We start from the raw sequence: 16,999 nt of genomic DNA on the forward strand, positions 1-16,999 counted from the left end.
AGTGCCGACGTGCTGCGACTGCAAGACTTGGCATTGTCGAAATGGATCGGGTATCACCTGATCTCGTGCGCCCTATTCTCATTCTCGCCCTTTCCGCGGCCGTGCCTCTGGGCGCCGCCATGGCCAACCCGGTCCCTGCCAGCCTGGCAGCACCCGGCTCTGCTGCGGCCGCGCCGCTTTCCCCGGCTCAGGCGCCGCCGCTGAGCGGCTTCGCCGCCCGCGATACCGCGCTGCTGGCCCTCGCAGCTCGGCTGCGGGCCGTTGGGACCGATGGCTTCGACCCTGCCTGGTACCCGATCCCGGACGACGCGCTGGCCGCCACGGACAACGCCGCTTGGCGCAGCACCCTGGCCGCCGCGACGGACGCGGTGCTGACCGACCTGCTGCTGGGCCGCGGCCGCTTCGTCGGCGGGCGCCCGGATATCCGCCGCGATGCTGCCGCCCATCCGCTCGCCCCCTGGCGGGAGGCGCTGGCCACCGGCGCCGATCCCGCCGCCGTCATGGAACGTGTCGCCCTGCTGCCGCCGGAGGCCGCCGCCTTGCGCACGGCGCTGGCCGAGGCGCGCGCCGTCGCCGCCCGCGGCCCCTTCCCCGCCATCCCGACGGATGGTCCCGGCACCATTGAGCCGGGCAGCAGCGATGCCGCCCGCATCCCGATCCTGCGGCGCCGCCTGGCACTCGAGGATCCGGCGCTGGCCGACCTGCCGAGCACCGACAGCGCGATCTACGACCAGCCCCTGGTCGACGCCGTGAAGCGCTGGCAGGCGCGCGAAGGCTTCGAGGCGGATGGGCGCATCGGCCGCATCACCCTCGCCGCGCTCAACCAGCCGGCGGAGACGCGGATCAACCAGCTCCGCGTCAATCTCGACATGCGCCGCGGCCTCGTCGCTTCGGAGACCGAGCGCCGCATTGAGGTCAATCTGCCGCATCAACGCCTGCGGCTGCTGGAGGGCAACCGCGAGACCTTGGCGATGAACGTCGTCGTCGGTCGGCCGGACCGCGCCACGCCGTTGATGCGCGTGCGCATGACGGCGGTCCAGTTCAACCCGAGCTGGGGCGTGCCGGAGCGCAACGCGCGCGACGACCTGCTTCCCCGCTTCCGCCGCGATCCCGCTGGCATGCAGGCGCGCGGCTTCCGCCTCTATCAGGTCGTGGGCGGCGAACGCACGGAAGTCGATCCGACGACGCTCGACTGGTCCAGCTTCACCCGGACCAATTTCCCCTATTTCATTCGTCAGGACGCGGGCGATGCGAATGCGCTCGGTCGCATCAAGTTCATCATGCCGAACGGCGAAGATATCTACATGCATGACACGCCGGACCGGCATCTGTTCCGCCGTCCGGACCGCGCCTTCTCCTCCGGCTGCATCCGACTCGAACGTCCCATGGAAATGCTCGACGCCGCGCTCGCCGGCACCGCGGGCTGGGATCGCGCCCGCGTGCAACGGGCACTCGACAGCCGCGCCACCGCCGGGGTCACGATCGCGCGTTCCATCCCGGTGGCCCTTCTCTACACCACCGCGGTGGTGCAGGACGGCCGCGTCTCCATGCGCCAGGACATTTACGGCCTTGACCGGTCCTACATGCGCGCGATGGAAGCCGGCGATCCCCGTCAGCGGGTCGCCGCGCGCAACGCCAGCCGCTGAGTGACAATGACGCGTCTCTTCCATACGGATCACTGCCCTTGCTGCGCCGCCGACGAGCCGGATGCAGCGCCATCTCCCCTTCGGCGCAATCTGCTGCGCGGCGCCGTCGGGCTTCTCACCCTCTCCGCCATGGCCTGCGCACCGGTCGCGCCGCCGCAGACCGCCGGCACGACCGATGCCCCGCCGCCCGATCCGTCCGGCGCAGCCGGCGCGCCGCGCACGCCGGCCGGCGCCAGCGGCGCACCCCGCGTCGTCCGCATCCGCCGCGTCCAGACCGGCGAGAGCTTTGCTGGGGTCTACTGGCGCGATGGCCGCTATGACCGGGAAGCGCTGTCGAAGCTAAACCAGGTCTTCCGTGATCCTTCGCGCGATGAGGTCACACCGATGGATCCGCGCCTCTTTGACGTGCTGCACACGATCGCTACGCATATGCAGAGCGAAGACCATTTCGACGTGATCAGCGGCTATCGCGCGCCCGAGACCAACGCCGCGGGTGCCCGGCGCTCCCGCCGCGTCTCCCGCGTGTCGCTGCACATGTCGGGCATGGCGGCCGATGTCCGGCTGGCCGACCGCAATCCGCTGCAGATGGCGCGCCTGGCGGCCGAGCTGCAGACCGGCGGCGTCGGCCTCTACCGCCGCGACGGCTTCGTCCACCTGGATTGCGGCCCCGCCCGCCGCTGGTAGCGGATCCGCCTCGGGCGGAAAGAGCCGTGGGCGAGGAGATGCCCCGCCCGGCAGGGTCAGCGGCCGAAGGGGCTCCAGCCCGGCTCGACCGGTTGCATGGTGCACATGTTGGTGCCGCCGAACATGCCCCGGAACAGGAAGGGGCTGGGATGCGAGACCTTCTGTTCGAACTTGCCGGTCTGGCTGACGATCTTGATGCGGATCTCGTCCTTCGCCTTCGAAAGCCGCGCCTGGAGGCTCTTGTAGGCTGCGGTCGAACCGGTGATCGCCGCCTTCTTCGCGGTCTTGTCCCAGTTGCCGACCAGGATGCAGCCTTCCGAATGCGTCGCCTTGTTGCCGACGTGGATGCGCACGCCCTTGTAGCGGGGCACGCCGATCAGCAGCGGCACCAGACGGCCCAGCCCCTTCGCCTCGTATTTGTCGGAGAAGCGCGGGCTCTCGGTGAGCTGCACCTGGTAGTCGCCGGTCGGGATGGCGGTCACCGCCTTGATTTTCTCCAGGCGCTCGACATCCTCGAGCGTGAAGCACTGGAACACGCCGTCGACTGCCAAGGTGCCGATGGTGGCATCCTCGATTTCGATGAAGCGGGTCAGGGTGAGTTTCATGGCTGCCTCGTCACTGGACATAGTACCGATATCGAAATGATATATCCTTGGCGATTCACGGCTGCGTGTCGTGCCCCATGAGGTACGGCAGCTTCCTCGGGACTGACGTCTAACCCTGGCGTCCGCCGCCTCTGGCCGGTCCTTGCCACCAGGGGGCGGCTGCCGGGCCGGTCTGGCCAGGCAGGGGGGCCGGTACGGGCGTCGGCAATGGTGCGGTTCCCCAGGGGCTGCCAGCGCCTCCAGCCGAGCCTCCCGCTGGCTGCGTGCCGCCTTGACCCCAGGGCGATGGGGATGGCTGGGACGACCCTTCCCCGCTCCAGGGCGGCGGCTCGGCCGGGGCTTCCGGCTCGAGGTCGGGCAGTGGTCCCGGATCACGCCCGCCCGCCTGGCGCACCAGCGCCGACACCCGCGCGTCGATCGAGGGATGCGTCGCCGTCAGCCCCGAGAACCAGCTCTTCGCCGGCGGATCGTCCAGGAACATCGCCCGCACCTGCCCTGGCATCTCCGGCATGGCGCTGCGGCCTTCGATCCGGCGCAGCGCCGAGATCATCGCGTCCGCATCCTGGGTGAGCTCCACCGCACCGGCATCGGCCAGGTATTCCCGGTTCCGCGACAGGGCGTAGCGCAGGACGAAGGCGAAGGCATAGGCGATGAAGACCAGTGCCACGCCGATCGCGATTGCAGCCCCATTGCCGCGGCGATCGGAGGAGCGCCCGATCCGCCAGTTGCGGAACAGCAGCTCGACGACCAGGGAGATGACGCCGGCGAAGACCATGGCGATGATCGCCAGCCGCGAATCGCCATTCCGGATATGGGTCAGCTCATGCGCCAGCACCGCGCGCAGCTCGGCCGGCGTCAGCGCATTCATGAGCCCACGCGTCACCGTCACCGAACCCTTGTGCAGCGACAGGCCGGAGGCGAAGGCGTTGCGCTCCGCGGTTTCAATGATCGAGAGCCGCGGCATGGTGATGCCGCGCGAGATGCAGAGATTCTCGAGCAGGTTCCAGAGCTCCGGTTCCTGCTCCCGCGTCACCGGATGCGCGCCGGTGATCATGTCCACGATCACCTGGTTGGCCTTCCAGGCGATCAGGAACCAGATGCCGGCGCCGGCGAGCGCCACTCCGAAATACCAGGGGAAGTGGCGCAGCGCGGCGCGGATCGCGAAGGGGAGGCCGCGCGGGTCGTCGTTGAAGATCAGCGCCAGCCCGAAGGCCATCAGCGCCAGGAGGAAGGGAAACCCGAGCAACAGCAGCCCGGATTTCCACTGGTTGTTCCAGATATGGGTGCGGAGGCCGTAGCTCTGCATCGCGTCCTCCGATGGACCCGTTCAGTCAGAATTTGACCTGCGGCGTCGTCTTCACCGCCGCCTTCTCGGCCTCGTCGAGCTCGAAGAAGGCGCGCTCACGGAAGCCGAGGCTGCCTGCGAAGAACACCGCCGGCACGCTCTCGCGCATCGCGTTATACTCGCTGACGGCGTTGTTGTAGAAGCGCCGCGCCGCCGCGATCTTGTTCTCGATGTCGCTCAGCTCGCGCTGCAGGCCCATGAAATTCTCGTTCGCCTTGAGGTCCGGATAGGCCTCCGACAGCGCGAAGAGCTGGCGCAGCGCGCCGCTGAGCTGGTTCTCCGCGACCGCCTGCTGCTGCGGCCCACTCGCGGTGGCGGCGGCATTGCGGGCGGCGATCACCGCTTCCAGCGTCTGCCGCTCATGCGCGGCATAGCCCTTCACGGTCTCGACGAGGTTCGGGATCAGGTCATGGCGAAGCTTGAGCTGCACGTCGACATCGGACCAGGCCTGGTTGGTCGTCTGCCGCATCGCAACCAGCCGGTTGTAGGTGACGACCAGCCAGAGCAGCAGGAGGACGATGACGCCAAGGAAAATCCATTCCATGAGGGAAGCAGCCTTTCGTTGCGCGGGCGCTGCATTCTAGGGATTCGCCGCGGCGCGTGACAGAGTGCTGATTGGGAGGAAAACCCCAAGCGCCGGAGGTAAGAGCGCAGAATTCCGGATCGGAAAAGTAACATCGCGCACTGGCCCCGGCTGCCGCCGGGGTCAGGCCGGCAGCGTCACCACTGCCGTCAGCCCCACCCCGGCCCGGTTGCGCAGCACCACGTCGCCGCCATGGGCGCGGAGGATGTTGCGCGCGATCGGCAGCCCGAGGCCGGTGCCCCCGGTTTCCCGGTTGCGGCTGGTCTCCAGGCGCCGGAACGGCTGGAAGACGTTTTCCATCTCGTTCTCGGGAATGCCCGGCCCGTCATCCTCGATCGTCAGCCGCACCATGCCGCCCTGTGGCTGGGACAGGGACAGGCGCGCCGCGCCGCCGTAGTTCAGGGCGTTGCGGACCAGGTTGACGAGCGCCCGCTTCAGCGCCACCGGTCTTGCCCGCAGCACCAGCCGCTCCGGCCCTTGATAATCGATCCGCTCGGCAATGTCGGGATGCGAGTCGGTCGCCTCATCGGCGACGGTGCGGCAGAGTGCCGCGAGGTCGACGGCGGCCGCCGGTTCATGCGCAGCCTCGTCGCGGGCGAAGGCGAGCGTCGCCGCGATCATCGCCTCCATCTCGTCGAGGTCGGAGAGCATCTTCCGCCGCTGCTCGTCGTCGTCCAGGAACTCGGCGCGTAGCCTGAGGCGGGTGATCGGCGTCCTGAGGTCGTGCCCGATCGCCGCCAGCATCTGCGTGCGGTCGGCGACGAAGCGGCGAATACGCCCGGCCATGGTGTTGAAGGCATGCGCGGCAGTCGCGATCTCGGACGGCCCCTTCTCATCCAGCGGCGGCGCGTTCACGTCGCGCCCGAGCCGCTCCGCCGCTTCCGCCAGCACCCGGGCCGGCTTGGTCAGCCGCGCCACGGCCCAGAGGATCAGCGCGATGGCGGCGACCGTCATCACCAGGAAGGCCGCGAGGAAGGTCTCCGAATGCCAGGGCCGCGGAGGCGGCAACTCGGCGCGCAGGTTGAGCCAGTCGCCATCCGGCGTCTGCAGCGATGCCAGGAAACCGAAGGGGCCATTGGCTGCGACCAGCACCTCCCGCGGGCGCAGACGCTCCAGCGCCCGCGCCAGGCGGGACGGCGCCTCGCCCATCAGCATCCGCTCCCGCGGTTCCTCGCGGTGGCGTGGCGGCGGCGGTGGCGGCTCCTCGCGGTAACGCGGCGGCGGTGGACCGGCGGCGACGACCATCTGCTCCAGCCGGAACAGCCGCATCGCGCTGAGCGGCGGCGGCGGCATGCCCGGTCGCACCACGGGCTGGTCGGAGATTTCCGCCGTCATCCCGTCCGGAAGGTCGAGCTCCGCCACCATGCGGCCGCGCGCGAAGGGCGGCGACAGCACCGCGGTGCGCCAGACGCCGAAGCTGCGGGACACGATCTCCCGTGCCTGCGCGTAGCGCTGCAGGTCGACCCGGTCGAGGGCATGGATGCCGAGCCCCGCCGTCTGCACCGCCATCAAAGCCAGGATCAGCACCAGGGCCGTACGTCCGCCGAGCGATTGCGGCGCCAGGCGAAGCTTCATGCGCCCTGCTTCTCGACATCGGCGGCGAGCACATAGCCGCCGCCGCGCACCGTCTTGATGACCGAGGGGTTGCGGCCATCATCCTCCAGCTTGCGCCTGAGGCGGGAGACGGCGACGTCGATCGCGCGATCGAAGGGCCCGGCCTGGCGGTTGTGGAGCAGGTCCATCAGCATGTCGCGGGTCAGCACCCGGTTCGGCCGGTCGACCAGCACCAGCAGCAGCTCGTATTCGCCGCCGGTCAGCGCGACCTCGGCGCCGTCCGGGTTGAGCAGGCGGCGCCGCGCCGGCTCCAGCGTCCAGCCGGCGAAGGTGATGGCGCGTGCCGGCGGCTCCTTGGCGTTGCCTTCGCCGCCCCCCGGCGCCCGGCGCAGCACGGCGCGGATGCGCGCATGCAGCTCCCGCGGGTTGAAGGGTTTCGGCACGTAGTCGTCGGCGCCGAGCTCCAGCCCGATGATCCGGTCGGTCTCCTCGCCCATGGCGGTCAGCATCACGATCGGGACATCGGATTGCTGGCGGAGCCATCGCGCGAAGTCGAGCCCAGGCTCGCCCGGCAGCATCAGGTCGAGCACGACAAGGTGATAACGCCCGAGCGGCCAGAGCCGGCGCGCTTCCCGCGCGTCGCGCGCGGCGGAGACGCGCATGCCCTGGCGTTCAAGGAATTTCGACAGCAGATCGCGGATCTCGCGATCGTCGTCGACAACGAGGATATGCGGTGTGGCGTCCATGGCTGTTACAATAGCGCGCCGGCGGCGGGTTACACGGGGTAGGTTGTATCCGCCTGTTGCAGAGGCCGGCTGCGTAGCGTTCCGTTGCCAACAGGTACGCGAGGAAGCCTTGGTGTGGCCCTCAAGGCACGCCATCTGCATTTCACCACCGGCGCCGTCCCCCTATCCCCTAGCGGCGACCGGCGGACTATAGCGGCGGGGATGCCGAACTCCCCCTCAGGGCTCCCCGCCGCCCCCCTCCTCCTTCCCGATTGGGCCGAGGCCGGGCTGATCGCCCTGGAGGCGCGGCATCCGGACCTCGCGCGCATCCGCCCCGCCGCCGGCCCCCTGCCCTGGCGCCGGCGCGATCCCGGCTTCGCCGGCCTGCTGCGCACCATCTGCGCCCAGATGATCTCGAACCAGGCTGCGGGCGCGATCTGGGCCCGCTTCTCGGCGCTGCCCGGCGCGCTGACCCCGGCCGGCCTGCTGCTGCTGGAGGAGGATGCCCTGCGCGGCGCCGGCCTCTCCCGCCCCAAGGTCGCGCATGTCCGGGCCCTCGCCGCCGCCTGCACCAGCGGCGCCCTGGACCTCGATGCGGTGGCGCTGCTGCCGGATGCGGAGGCGATCGCTGCGATCGCATGCATCCCGGGCCTCGGTCCCTGGAGCGCATCGGTGCACCTGCTGTTCGGGCTGCAGCGGCCGGATGTCTTCCCGCCCGGCGACGTGGCGCTCGCTGCCGCTCTCGCCTCGCTGCGCGGCTTGGACGTGCGGCCTTCGCCCAAGGCGCTGGTGGCGCTCGCGGAGGAGTGGAAGCCCTGGCGGTCCCTCGCCGCGCGGCTGCTTTGGCATCACTGGCGGCATGTCACGGGGCGCGAGGCTGGGGAGGGGTAGGCGCCCTCGCGGTCTACACCCTCACCGCGCCAGCGCCGTGCACGCCGCCGGCATCACCGGTGGCGGGCTTGGCGGACGGCGTGGCGGGTGGCGCGCTTCCTCGCTCAGCCACCAGGCCAGGCTTGCGTCGCAGCCATCGCCGGGCGGCGGCGGGGCGATGTCGCGGCATTCGCCCTGCCCCGGCGGGCAGCGCATCCGGATATGCATGTGGCTGTCATGGCCGCGCCAGGGCCGCACCCGGCGCAGCCAGGCCTCACCCCCATGCATCCGGCAGAGCCCGCGCTTGATGCCGTGGTTCACCAGGACGCGGTCCAGCCCCGGCAGCTCCGCCGCCATGCGGATGAGCCGTGCGTGACCTTCGGTGAAACGCGCCGGGTCCACATCGCTCTCATCCGGCAGCACCAGCGAGGTCTCGCGGATCTGCTCGCGCTGCGCTGGCGGCAGCAGCGGCTTCGGGGCGAGGTCGAGCCAGACATCGACATCGAGCCCGGCCTGATGGCTCGCATGGCCAAAGGGCATCGGCCCGCCCCGCGGCTGCGAGAGATCCCCGATCCAGAGATCCGGCAGGCCTGCGGTGCGAGCGCGCGCCGCGAGGCCGCGCACCGCCTCAATGGTGACCGGATGCCCCCAGTTGCGGTTGCGCGAGAGACGGACCGCCTGCCAGCCCGGCCCTTCGGTCGGCAATGCCACGGCACCCGCGATGCAGCCGAGGCCGGTCGATCCGATGATCCGCGGCGCGCCCGGCACCGGCGTCTGCAGCGCCGCCCAGCTCGCCGCCGGCTGCGCCGCCGCCGGCACCGAGGCCAGCAGCGCCAGCAGCAACCCAACCACCCTGCTCAACCACGCCTCCTCGCCGGGCCGCGGTCCGCGCGGAGCCCGGGCGCCGTCAGACTCGCCTGATGCCGTAGAACAGTGCGATCCCCTTCAGCATGCCGTCCAGATCCGCGCGATAGGCGGTCGGCTGGAAGAACTGGCCGAGCGGGACGTAGGGCACGTCCTGGAAGGCCTGGCGCTGCATCTGCCGCCCCAGCGCCGCGCGCGTCGCATCATCCGGCGCGTCGAACCACGCATTGCGCTGGGCTTCCAGATCAGGGCTGGTCGGCCAGCCGAAGATGGCGTTGCGGCCGTGGCCGCGGATCAGGAGGTTGCCCGCCGGGTTCGCCTGGGCACTGCCGGCGGTCCAGCTCACTGTCGCGTTCCAGCCGCCGCGGTCCGGTGGATCCTGGTTCAGGATGCGGCGCACCACGCTGCCCCAGTCGGCCGCGACATAATCCAGGTTGATGCCGATCCGCCGCATCAGGTCGCCCGCCACTTCGGACATGGCGTTGATCACCGGGAAGTCGGTCGCCGCGAGGAAGGTCACCTTCTCGCCCTTGTAGCCCGCCGCTTCCAGCTCGCGCCGCGCCGCGGCGGCATCGAGCGGGTTGCGCAGGATGTCGAAGCCTTCCTCGCTCGCCATCGCACTGCCGGGCAGGAAGAAGCCATAGGGCACGTGCCAATTGCGCTGATCCTCGCCCGCCGCGGCGATCATGAAGTCGCGCTGGTTGACGGAGCGCATGATCACGCGGCGGATCGCGGGATTGTCGAAGGGCGGATGCAAGCTGTTCGGTCGAAAGAAGCCCACGGCGCCCTGCGGATCCAGCGCCTCCACCTTCAGCCCCCGCGCGCGCCGGAGCTGCGGCACCACATCCACCGCCGGCAATTCCCACCAATCCACCTCGCCGCGCTGCAGGGCGGCGCTGGCGGTCGCGGCATCGGGCAGGGTCAGCCATTCGACGCGGTCGAAATGCACCACCTTGCCGCCGGAGAGGTAGGAGGCCGGCTCGCTGCGCGGCACATAGGCTTCGTTCTTCGCATAGACATTGCGCGCCCCGGCGAGGCGCTCTTCCGCCACATAGCGAAAGGGGCCGCTGCCGATCATCTCCGGCACCGGCTGGCTCGACGGCAGGGAGGCGTGGCGCTCCGGCATCATGACGGCGACATGCGTGCCCACCTTGGCCAGTGCATCGGGCAGCAGCGGAAACGGCTTCTTCAGGCGGAAGCGGATGGTGCGGTCATCGGCCGCATCGACTTCGTCCGTCGCGGCCATCAGGGCCTGGCCGAAGCCGTCGCGCTGGCCCCAGCGCTTGATGCTGGCCACGCAATCCTGCGCGCGCACCGGTTCCCCGTCATGGAATCTCAGGCCCTCGCGCAGGCGGAGCAGCCAGAGCTTCCCGTCCTGCTCCACGCGATGGCCCTCGACCATCTGCGGCTGGGCGCGGAGATTGGAATCCCAGCCATAGAGAGTGTCGTAGACCATGAGGGCGTGGTTGCGGGAGACGAAGGCGACGCTGTGGATGGGATCGAGCAGCGCCAAGTCCGCCTGCGGGACGAAGCGCAGGATGCGCCGCCCCGGCGCCCCCTGTGCTGCGGCCAGTCGCGGCCGGCCGAGCGCCGATCCCAGGAGGGCTGTCGCACCGGAGGCGACAAGGCTGCGGCGGCGCATGGAGAGCCTCCTGATCCTGAATCGTGAAACGATGCTGGAATGGTGAAAGGCGGTCAACGCCGGGTTTGGATGCAAACCGAATGCCAGGGGTTGAGGCGGCCGCGCTACCATCGCCGATGCCAACCGCGTCAGCGGCGCCGAAAGCACCTTGCCGATCCGACCCTCTCCGTCGAGCCTGAGGGTCCGCACCGAACCCAGAGGGCCTGATGCCACGCTATCTCGTCACCGGCGGCGCCGGCTATGTCGGCAGCCATATCGTGCTGGCGCTGGTCGGGCGCGGCGCCGAGGTCGTGGTCCTCGATGACCTCAGCCAGGGCCATCGCGCCGCGGTGCCGGCCGATGTCGCGCTGATCGAGGCCTCCCTTTCCAACCGGGCCCAGGTGGCTGCGGCCTTCGCCGGCGCGCCTTTCGACGCGGTGCTGCATTTCGCGGCACGGTCGCTGGTGGGCGAGAGCATGGCGAACCCGTTGCCGCATATCGGTGCCAATCTCGGCAATGCGCTGATCCTGGCCGAGGAAGCGATCCGCGCCGGTTGCCTGCGCTTCGTGCTGTCCTCCACCGCCAACCTGTTCGGCGAGCCCGAGCGCATCCCGATCGACGAGGATTGCTCCATCGCCCCGGGCTCACCCTATGGCGAGAGCAAGCTGATGATCGAACGCGCCTTGGACTGGGCGCATCGCATCCACGGGTTGCGCTTCGCGGCGCTGCGCTACTTCAACGCCGCCGGCGCCGATCCTGAGGGGCGGCTCGGCGAAGACCACACGCCGGAGACGCATCTGATCCCGCTGGCGATCGACGCGGTGCTCGGGCTCAGGCCGCCGCTGACTGTGTTCGGTGACGACTACCCGACACCGGACGGCACCTGCATCCGCGACTATGTGCATGTGACGGACCTGGCCGACGCGCATCTGCGCGTGCTCGACCGGCTCGGCGAGGTGCCGCGCCTCACCTACAATATCGGCAGCGGCAGCGGGCATTCGGTGAAGGCGGTGCTGGATTCCGTCGCGCGCGTCGCCGGACGCCCGGTGCCGCACGCGGTCGGCCCGCGCCGCGGCGGCGATCCGGCGGTGCTGGTCGCAGCCAGCGACCGGCTGCGGCGCGACACCGGCTGGGCACCGCGTTTCGGCGACCTCGACGCCATGGTGCAGACCGCCTTCGCCTGGCGGCAGGCGCACCCGCGCGGCTATGCAGGATAAGAGCGTGATCGGTTGAGGCGGAATCGCCGAAAACCGCGAATCACGCGATGCAATATGGCTCGGTTCAGCCTTCCCGCATTTCCGTCCGGAAGATCTTGCTGACGATCTTCCAGCCCTCCGCTGTCTTCAGCAGGCTGAGATAGTCCGTGAAGAAGCGCGGCGGGATCGCGCAGGCCACCTTCGCGATCGCCGTATCCGGCCCGCTCTGGTCGATGAACAGGATCTGGTCGTGCCGCGCGAGCCCGGCCTTGCTCGGCGCCGGGCGGTTGCGCACGCGGTCGAACCAGGTGGCGCGGGGCTGGTCGAGCAGCCCGCCATCCTCCGCCGAATAGAGATGCGAACAGGCGTGGAAGGAGGCCGCGAGCTTCTCGGTATCGCCTTCGTGCAGGCCGTCGAAATAGGTGTGCAGCACCGCCTCGATGGCGGCGAGATCGCTGTTGGCCATGGTCGTGTCTCCGGGGGTGACGGGCATCCTGGCAGAGACGGGCCCCCGTTTACAGCGACCCCGGCGCGGGGCATGGATGAGGAAAAGACAGACCTGGAGCCTGTCTGAGAATGGCGCGGCGGAGGGTCGGCGAGGGATTTTTCGTCCTTGGCGTGTCGGTCGACGCAGCCGATGCTGGTTGCATCGGCAAGGAGGCCGGCGCGGCAAGGGCAGAAAAGAACCGCCGGAACGACCCGCGCCATTCTCAGACAGGCTCCCCGGGTAAGGAACGTTCCATGCGCATGCTGCGTCGCACGATGCTCGCCGTCCCTGCCCTGCTGTCATGGCCGGTCCATGCGCAGGCGCCTTGGCCGTCGCGCCCGGTGCGCATCGTGGTGCCTTATGCCGCCGGCGGCGGCACCGACATCCTGGCGCGTGCGATCGGCGAGGCGCTGCGCGGCAGCCTGCCGCAGCCGGTGGTGGTCGAGAACCGGGCGGGTGCTGCCGGCGTCATCGGCACCGAGGTGGTGGTCCGCGCCGAGCCCGACGGACACACGTTATTGGCGGTGGTCTCCACCCATGTGATGAACCGATACCACCTGGCATCGATCCCCTATGATCCGATCCGCGACGTCACGCCGATCGCGATGCTGACGCGGAACACCATGGTGTTGGTCGCAGGCGTCACCCAGCCCTTCGCGGATTTCCGCGCGATGATCGATCATGCGCGGCGCAACCCGGCTGCGGTTGGCACCGGGTCGACCGAAGCGCTCTCGAGCTTCATCGGGCAGGAGGTCGCGCGCCGGGCCAATGCGCAGATGCCCGACATCCAGTACCGCAGCGGCGGGCAGCTCATGAATGACATCGTTGCCGGCCACCTGCCGACCGGCTGGACCAGTACCGCGAGCGCAATGCCGCATATCCAGACCGGACGGGTGCGCGTGCTCGCTGCCTCGACCGCGACGCGCACGCCCTTCTTCCCGGATGTGCCGACCATCGCCGAGGCCGGCATCCCGGAATTCGAGCTGGCGGGCTGGGTGGCGCTGCTCGGGCCCAAGGGCATGTCCGATGCGTTGACCGCACGTATCCATGGCGCGGTCGCGGGCGCCTTCGCCGACCCCGCGTTGCGCCAACGCTTCACCGCGCTCGGCATCGAGCCGGACCTCCGCGACGGCACCGCACTGCGCGCGCAGATGGAGCGCGAGGATCGCCTCTGGGCCGCGGCGGCCGCCGCCGGCACCATCCAGCGCCAGAACTGACACGCAAGGAACGCATCCGATGGCCGACCCGAAACTGCGCGCCGCCTTCGAGGCGAAGCGCTTCATCGTCTCCCCCGGCGTCTTCGACATGATCTCGGCGAAGGTCGCGGACGGGATGGGTTTCGACTGCCTCTACGGCACCGGCTTCGGCACCGTGGCCTCGGCGCTCGGTGTCGCCGATGCCGGCATCGCGACCTATACCGACATGGTCGCGCGTATGGGCCGCGTCGCGCAGGGCTGCGCGACACCGCTGATCGCCGATGCCGATACAGGCTATGGCGGGCTGCTCAACGTGCGCGAGACGGTGCGCGGCTATGAAGCGGCGGGCATCACCGGCATTCAGATCGAGGATCAGGAAGTGCCGAAGAAATGCGGCCATACCCCTGGCCGTCGCGTCGTTCCCGCCGACGAGATGGTGCTGAAGATCCGGGTTGCGGCGGAGGCGCGCCGGAGCCGGGATTTCCTGATCGTCGCGCGCACCGATGCGCGCACCGGGCTCGGGCTCGAGGAAGCGATCCGGCGCGGGCAGATGTTAGCCGATGCCGGCGCTGACATCATCTTCATCGAAAGCCCGGAGAGCGAGGCCGAAATGGTGGAGATCGGCCGCCGCCTCGGCCGCTATCCGCTGCTGGCCAACAATGTCGAGGGCGGGCGGACACCGATCCTCTCCGCGGCGCGCTTGAAGGAGATCGGCTACGCGATCGCGATCTATCCCGCGGTCGGCTTTCTCGCCGCCGCCGCGGCGCTGGAGCGCGCCTATGCGCATCTGAAGCAGCACGGTGATTCCAACGCGCTGCCGGAGCAGGAGAGCTACGGCTTCAAGCGCATCTGCGAGCTGATGGGCTTCCCGGATGTCTGGGACTTCGAAAAGCGTTGGGCGATGAAGGAGTGACTGTGATGGCAATGGACGGGGTGAAAGCGCTGGTCTTCGACGTCTTCGGCACGGTCGTCGACTGGCGGACCAGCGTGGCGCGTCAGGCGAGCGAGTTCTTCGCGAAGCATGGCGTCCAGTCGGATGGCTTCGCCTTCGCCGATGCCTGGCGGAAGCAGTACCAGCCGGCGATGACGGAGGTCCGGAGCGGGCGTCGGCCCTTCACGCGCCTCGATGTGCTGCATCGGGAGAACCTGCTGAAGGTGCTGCCGGAGCATGGCGTCGACCCATCGAAGCTGTCGGAGGCGGAGATCGACGATCTGAACCGCGCCTGGCACCGGCTCGATCCCTGGCCGGACACCGTCGCGGGGCTGACGCGGCTGAAGACCAGGTTCTTCATCGCGCCACTCTCCAACGGCAACATCGTACTGATGGCGAATGTGGCGAAGCGGGCCGGCATCCCCTGGGATGCGATCCTGGGATCGGAGGTCTCGCAGGCCTTCAAGCCGCAGCCGGAGGCCTATCTCCGCACCGCCGAGGTGCTGGCGATGCGGCCGGAGGAGGTCGCGCTGATCGCGGCCCACAACAATGACCTGGCGGCGGCGCGCCAATGCGGGCTCCGCACCGGCTTCGTGCCGCGTCCGACCGAGCACGGCCCGAACCAGAAGACCGACCTGCGTGCAGAAGCGGATTGGGATGTGGTGGCGGAGAGCTTCACCGACCTCGCGTCGAAGCTTGGCTGCTGAGTCATATCAGCGGCATTGATCGAAGCTCGATCAATGCCCCCTCAGACGCGTCGTGCCAAAGGCACGCCTCCGGCGTGACGCGCCGCGCATCCGCGCGGCTTGGCGTCGTGCGAATAGCACGCCTCCGGCGTGACGCCGGACTGCCGGCGGGCCGCATTCGCGGCCTCGGGCCGGTTGAAAACCGGCCCGCTGACTTCAGTCGGCACGGATCCCGCCCTCCCGGATCAGCGGTATCCAGCGGTCGTATTCCGCCTGGATGAAGCGGGCGAAAGCCTCGGGCGTGCCGCCCACCACCTGGGCAGCCTGGGTGCTCTCCACCTGGCGCCGGAATTCCGGCATGGCGACGATGGCGTTGAAGATGCGGTTGGCAGCGACGGTGATCTCCGCCGGCAGCCCGGCGGGTGCCATGATGCCGTGCCAGACATTGGCCTCGAAGCCGGGGTAGAGGCTGGCAACCGGCGCGACGCCCGGCAGCAGGGGCACCGCCGCCGCCGAGCCCACCGCGATCGCCTTCACCCGGTTGTCCCGGATGAAGGGCAGCGCGGTCGAGACCGTCGGGAAGGCGGTTTCGGTCTCGCCCTGGATGACGCTGCGCAGCACCTCCGCACCGCTGCGGTAGGGCACCGGCGTCATCCGGATGCCGGCCGCGCGCAGCAGCAGCTCCTGCCCCAGATGGCTGGCATGGCCGATACCGGGATGGGCGTAGATCATCGGCTCCCGCCGTGACTTCGCCAGGGCGATCACGCCGGCCAGGTCGTCGGCTGGCAGGTCCGCCTTGGCGATCAGCACGATCGGCAGGTTCACCAGATGGCAGATCGACGTGAAGGATCGCATCGGCTCGTAGCCGAGGGTCGGCTGCAACTCCTTGCCGATGGCGTTCGCGCCCAGATCGGCCATCATCAGCGTGGCGCCGTCGGGACGGGAGGTTGCGACCGCCTGCCCGGCGATGGAACCGCCGGCGCCGCCGCGGTTCTCGACCACCAGCGACTGGCCATGAGCATGCTGGGCGAAGAGGTTGGCGACCGTCCGCGACAGGGTGTCGATGGCGCCGCCGGCACCGAAGGGCACCACCAGGCGCACCGGGCGATCCGGCCAGGCCGCCTGCGCCTGCGCCGCGCGCGGCAGCCCCGTGGCGAGCGCGATCGCGGCCATTGCGCGGCGCGAGAGCGTGAGCGTCTCCGTCATTCCTGGTCCTCCCCTTTTCTTGCCACCATAAGAGGCGGCCGGCGACCGCCGCGCAACAGGAAGGAGGCTGCCCATGACCTGGTCGATCTGCGCCCATGATCCAGAAACCGGTGCCTTCGCGGTGGCGGTCGCCACCTGCGCCTTCGCCGTGGGCGCGAGTTGCCCTTACGTGCGGTCCGGCGTCGGCGCCGTCTCCACGCAATCCATCACCAACCGCTATCTCGGCCCCGCCGTGCTGGACGCGATGGCGCGCGGCCTGTCGCCGGAGCAGGCGATCCGCAGCGCACTTGCCGGCGACGAAGGCCGCGGCCTGCGCCAGCTCCATGCGGTCGACCGCCACGGCCGCAGTGCCGCCTGGACCGGCGGGAATTGCGTCGAATGGTGCGGCGACGTCGGTGGGAAGCATGCGAGCTTCGCCGGCAACATGCTGGCCGGCCCTGCTGTCATCGCGGCGACGGCGGAAGCCTTCGCGGCCGCCGCGGGCCAGCCGCTGGCAGAGCGCCTGCTGCTCGCGATGGAGGCTGGAGAAGCGGCCGGCGGCGACAGGCGGGGCCGCCAGTCCGCGGCCTTGGTGCTGACCACCACCGAGGATTTCCCGGACATCAACCTGCGTGTGGACGACCACGCGGCGCCACTCGGGGAGCTGCGGCGCCTGTACGGAATTTGGGCGCGCGATGCCGTGCCGCGCCTTGCCATCGCGCCGCGCAAGGCGGACCCGGCCGGACAGATCGACCTCGATGTCTTCGAGGCCGCCTGGCGTGCCCGCGGCCTCGATCTTCGCTTCCGCCGCGGGTGACGGA

Annotated in this window: 17 protein-coding genes; 8 read left to right on the top strand and 9 right to left on the bottom strand. The window is 69.9% G+C overall.

Annotation, left to right across the window (positions count from 1 at the left end):
* Nucleotides 1-119 precede the first annotated feature (119 nt).
* Together GXW71_RS03365 and GXW71_RS03370 are read left to right on the top strand one after the other, a co-directional pair.
* Nucleotides 120-1,646, top strand: coding sequence for a L,D-transpeptidase family protein (locus GXW71_RS03365; RefSeq protein ID WP_211850978.1), 1,527 nt, complete (start codon nt 120-122; stop codon nt 1,644-1,646).
* A 6-nt stretch (nt 1,647-1,652) separates the two neighbouring features.
* A complete protein-coding gene (locus GXW71_RS03370; protein WP_211850979.1) occupies nt 1,653-2,330 on the top strand; it encodes a DUF882 domain-containing protein in 678 nt (225 codons plus the stop codon).
* A 56-nt stretch (nt 2,331-2,386) separates the two neighbouring features.
* Here the strand turns inward: GXW71_RS03370 and GXW71_RS03375 are convergent, their stop codons facing one another.
* From GXW71_RS03375 to GXW71_RS03395, 5 genes are all read right to left on the bottom strand, one after another.
* Nucleotides 2,387-2,935 (bottom strand): DUF5675 family protein, encoded by a 549-nt coding sequence (locus GXW71_RS03375; RefSeq protein ID WP_211850980.1) that lies wholly within the window; start codon nt 2,933-2,935, stop codon nt 2,387-2,389.
* A 109-nt stretch (nt 2,936-3,044) separates the two neighbouring features.
* Nucleotides 3,045-4,241, bottom strand: coding sequence for a M48 family metallopeptidase (locus tag GXW71_RS03380; protein ID WP_211850981.1), 1,197 nt, complete (start codon nt 4,239-4,241; stop codon nt 3,045-3,047).
* Between the two features lie 25 nt (nt 4,242-4,266).
* Nucleotides 4,267-4,824, bottom strand: a complete 558-nt coding sequence (locus GXW71_RS03385; protein WP_211850982.1) for a LemA family protein — start codon at nt 4,822-4,824, stop codon at nt 4,267-4,269.
* Between the two features lie 162 nt (nt 4,825-4,986).
* Nucleotides 4,987-6,438: an ATP-binding protein gene (locus tag GXW71_RS03390; protein ID WP_211850983.1), complete on the bottom strand. Its 1,452-nt coding sequence runs from the start codon at nt 6,436-6,438 to the stop codon at nt 4,987-4,989.
* Nucleotides 6,435-7,163: a response regulator gene (locus GXW71_RS03395; protein WP_211850984.1), complete on the bottom strand. Its 729-nt coding sequence runs from the start codon at nt 7,161-7,163 to the stop codon at nt 6,435-6,437. Before GXW71_RS03395 ends, GXW71_RS03390 begins: the two co-directional genes overlap by 4 nt.
* Nucleotides 7,164-7,364: 201 nt before the next feature.
* Here GXW71_RS03395 and GXW71_RS03400 point away from each other — a divergent pair, with 201 nt between their 5' ends.
* Nucleotides 7,365-8,033: a DNA-3-methyladenine glycosylase family protein gene (locus tag GXW71_RS03400; protein WP_211850985.1), complete on the top strand. Its 669-nt coding sequence runs from the start codon at nt 7,365-7,367 to the stop codon at nt 8,031-8,033.
* 21 nt (nt 8,034-8,054) lie between these two features.
* Here the strand turns inward: GXW71_RS03400 and mepA are convergent, their stop codons facing one another.
* Nucleotides 8,055-8,864, bottom strand: a complete 810-nt coding sequence (mepA, locus tag GXW71_RS03405; protein ID WP_367617241.1) for a penicillin-insensitive murein endopeptidase — start codon at nt 8,862-8,864, stop codon at nt 8,055-8,057.
* A 55-nt stretch (nt 8,865-8,919) separates the two neighbouring features.
* Complete coding sequence (locus GXW71_RS03410; protein ID WP_211850987.1) at nt 8,920-10,518, bottom strand: ABC transporter substrate-binding protein; 1,599 nt, start codon at nt 10,516-10,518, stop codon at nt 8,920-8,922.
* Nucleotides 10,519-10,724: 206 nt separating this feature from the next.
* Between GXW71_RS03410 and galE the strand changes: the two genes are divergently transcribed.
* On the top strand, nt 10,725-11,714 hold the full coding sequence (gene galE, locus GXW71_RS03415; RefSeq protein WP_211850988.1) for a UDP-glucose 4-epimerase GalE: 990 nt from the start codon (nt 10,725-10,727) through the stop codon (nt 11,712-11,714).
* A 64-nt stretch (nt 11,715-11,778) separates the two neighbouring features.
* Here the strand turns inward: galE and GXW71_RS03420 are convergent, their stop codons facing one another.
* Nucleotides 11,779-12,159 carry a nuclear transport factor 2 family protein gene (locus GXW71_RS03420; protein WP_211850989.1) on the bottom strand — a complete coding sequence of 127 codons (381 nt, stop codon included), beginning with the start codon at nt 12,157-12,159 and terminating at the stop codon, nt 11,779-11,781.
* 275 nt (nt 12,160-12,434) lie between these two features.
* On the opposite strand from GXW71_RS03420, the gene GXW71_RS03425 reads away from it, so the two are divergent.
* The 3 genes from GXW71_RS03425 to GXW71_RS03435 are packed head-to-tail and all read left to right on the top strand — an operon-like array spanning nt 12,435 to nt 15,014.
* Nucleotides 12,435-13,397 (top strand): Bug family tripartite tricarboxylate transporter substrate binding protein, encoded by a 963-nt coding sequence (locus GXW71_RS03425; RefSeq protein ID WP_211850990.1) that lies wholly within the window; start codon nt 12,435-12,437, stop codon nt 13,395-13,397.
* 19 nt (nt 13,398-13,416) lie between these two features.
* Nucleotides 13,417-14,289, top strand: coding sequence for an isocitrate lyase/PEP mutase family protein (locus GXW71_RS03430; protein ID WP_211850991.1), 873 nt, complete (start codon nt 13,417-13,419; stop codon nt 14,287-14,289).
* Nucleotides 14,290-14,294: 5 nt separating this feature from the next.
* Nucleotides 14,295-15,014 (top strand): haloacid dehalogenase type II, encoded by a 720-nt coding sequence (locus GXW71_RS03435; RefSeq protein ID WP_211850992.1) that lies wholly within the window; start codon nt 14,295-14,297, stop codon nt 15,012-15,014.
* 195 nt (nt 15,015-15,209) lie between these two features.
* On the opposite strand, the gene GXW71_RS03440 is transcribed toward GXW71_RS03435, so the two are convergent.
* Nucleotides 15,210-16,199, bottom strand: coding sequence for a Bug family tripartite tricarboxylate transporter substrate binding protein (locus GXW71_RS03440; RefSeq protein ID WP_246526238.1), 990 nt, complete (start codon nt 16,197-16,199; stop codon nt 15,210-15,212).
* A 73-nt stretch (nt 16,200-16,272) separates the two neighbouring features.
* Here GXW71_RS03440 and GXW71_RS03445 point away from each other — a divergent pair, with 73 nt between their 5' ends.
* Nucleotides 16,273-16,995 (top strand): DUF1028 domain-containing protein, encoded by a 723-nt coding sequence (locus GXW71_RS03445; protein WP_211850993.1) that lies wholly within the window; start codon nt 16,273-16,275, stop codon nt 16,993-16,995.
* The last annotated feature ends 4 nt before the right edge of the window (nt 16,996-16,999 follow it).

Source organism: Plastoroseomonas hellenica, from assembly GCF_018129085.1.
Classification (GTDB): Bacteria; Pseudomonadota; Alphaproteobacteria; order Acetobacterales; family Acetobacteraceae; genus Plastoroseomonas; species Plastoroseomonas hellenica.

Coding starts and splice junctions, on each gene's coding strand:
- GXW71_RS03375 (WP_211850980.1), bottom strand. CDS start 2,935: ATGAAACTCACCCTGACCCGCTTCATCGAAATCGAGGATGCCACCATC.
- GXW71_RS03385 (WP_211850982.1), bottom strand. CDS start 4,824: ATGGAATGGATTTTCCTTGGCGTCATCGTCCTCCTGCTGCTCTGGCTG.
- GXW71_RS03365 (WP_211850978.1), top strand. CDS start 120: ATGGCCAACCCGGTCCCTGCCAGCCTGGCAGCACCCGGCTCTGCTGCG.
- GXW71_RS03430 (WP_211850991.1), top strand. CDS start 13,417: ATGGCCGACCCGAAACTGCGCGCCGCCTTCGAGGCGAAGCGCTTCATC.
- GXW71_RS03440 (WP_246526238.1), bottom strand. CDS start 16,199: ATGACGGAGACGCTCACGCTCTCGCGCCGCGCAATGGCCGCGATCGCG.
- GXW71_RS03435 (WP_211850992.1), top strand. CDS start 14,295: ATGGCAATGGACGGGGTGAAAGCGCTGGTCTTCGACGTCTTCGGCACG.
- GXW71_RS03425 (WP_211850990.1), top strand. CDS start 12,435: ATGCGCATGCTGCGTCGCACGATGCTCGCCGTCCCTGCCCTGCTGTCA.
- GXW71_RS03380 (WP_211850981.1), bottom strand. CDS start 4,241: ATGCAGAGCTACGGCCTCCGCACCCATATCTGGAACAACCAGTGGAAA.
- GXW71_RS03420 (WP_211850989.1), bottom strand. CDS start 12,159: ATGGCCAACAGCGATCTCGCCGCCATCGAGGCGGTGCTGCACACCTAT.
- galE (WP_211850988.1), top strand. CDS start 10,725: ATGCCACGCTATCTCGTCACCGGCGGCGCCGGCTATGTCGGCAGCCAT.
- GXW71_RS03395 (WP_211850984.1), bottom strand. CDS start 7,163: ATGGACGCCACACCGCATATCCTCGTTGTCGACGACGATCGCGAGATC.
- GXW71_RS03400 (WP_211850985.1), top strand. CDS start 7,365: ATGCCGAACTCCCCCTCAGGGCTCCCCGCCGCCCCCCTCCTCCTTCCC.
- GXW71_RS03410 (WP_211850987.1), bottom strand. CDS start 10,518: ATGCGCCGCCGCAGCCTTGTCGCCTCCGGTGCGACAGCCCTCCTGGGA.
- GXW71_RS03390 (WP_211850983.1), bottom strand. CDS start 6,438: ATGAAGCTTCGCCTGGCGCCGCAATCGCTCGGCGGACGTACGGCCCTG.
- GXW71_RS03445 (WP_211850993.1), top strand. CDS start 16,273: ATGACCTGGTCGATCTGCGCCCATGATCCAGAAACCGGTGCCTTCGCG.
- GXW71_RS03370 (WP_211850979.1), top strand. CDS start 1,653: ATGACGCGTCTCTTCCATACGGATCACTGCCCTTGCTGCGCCGCCGAC.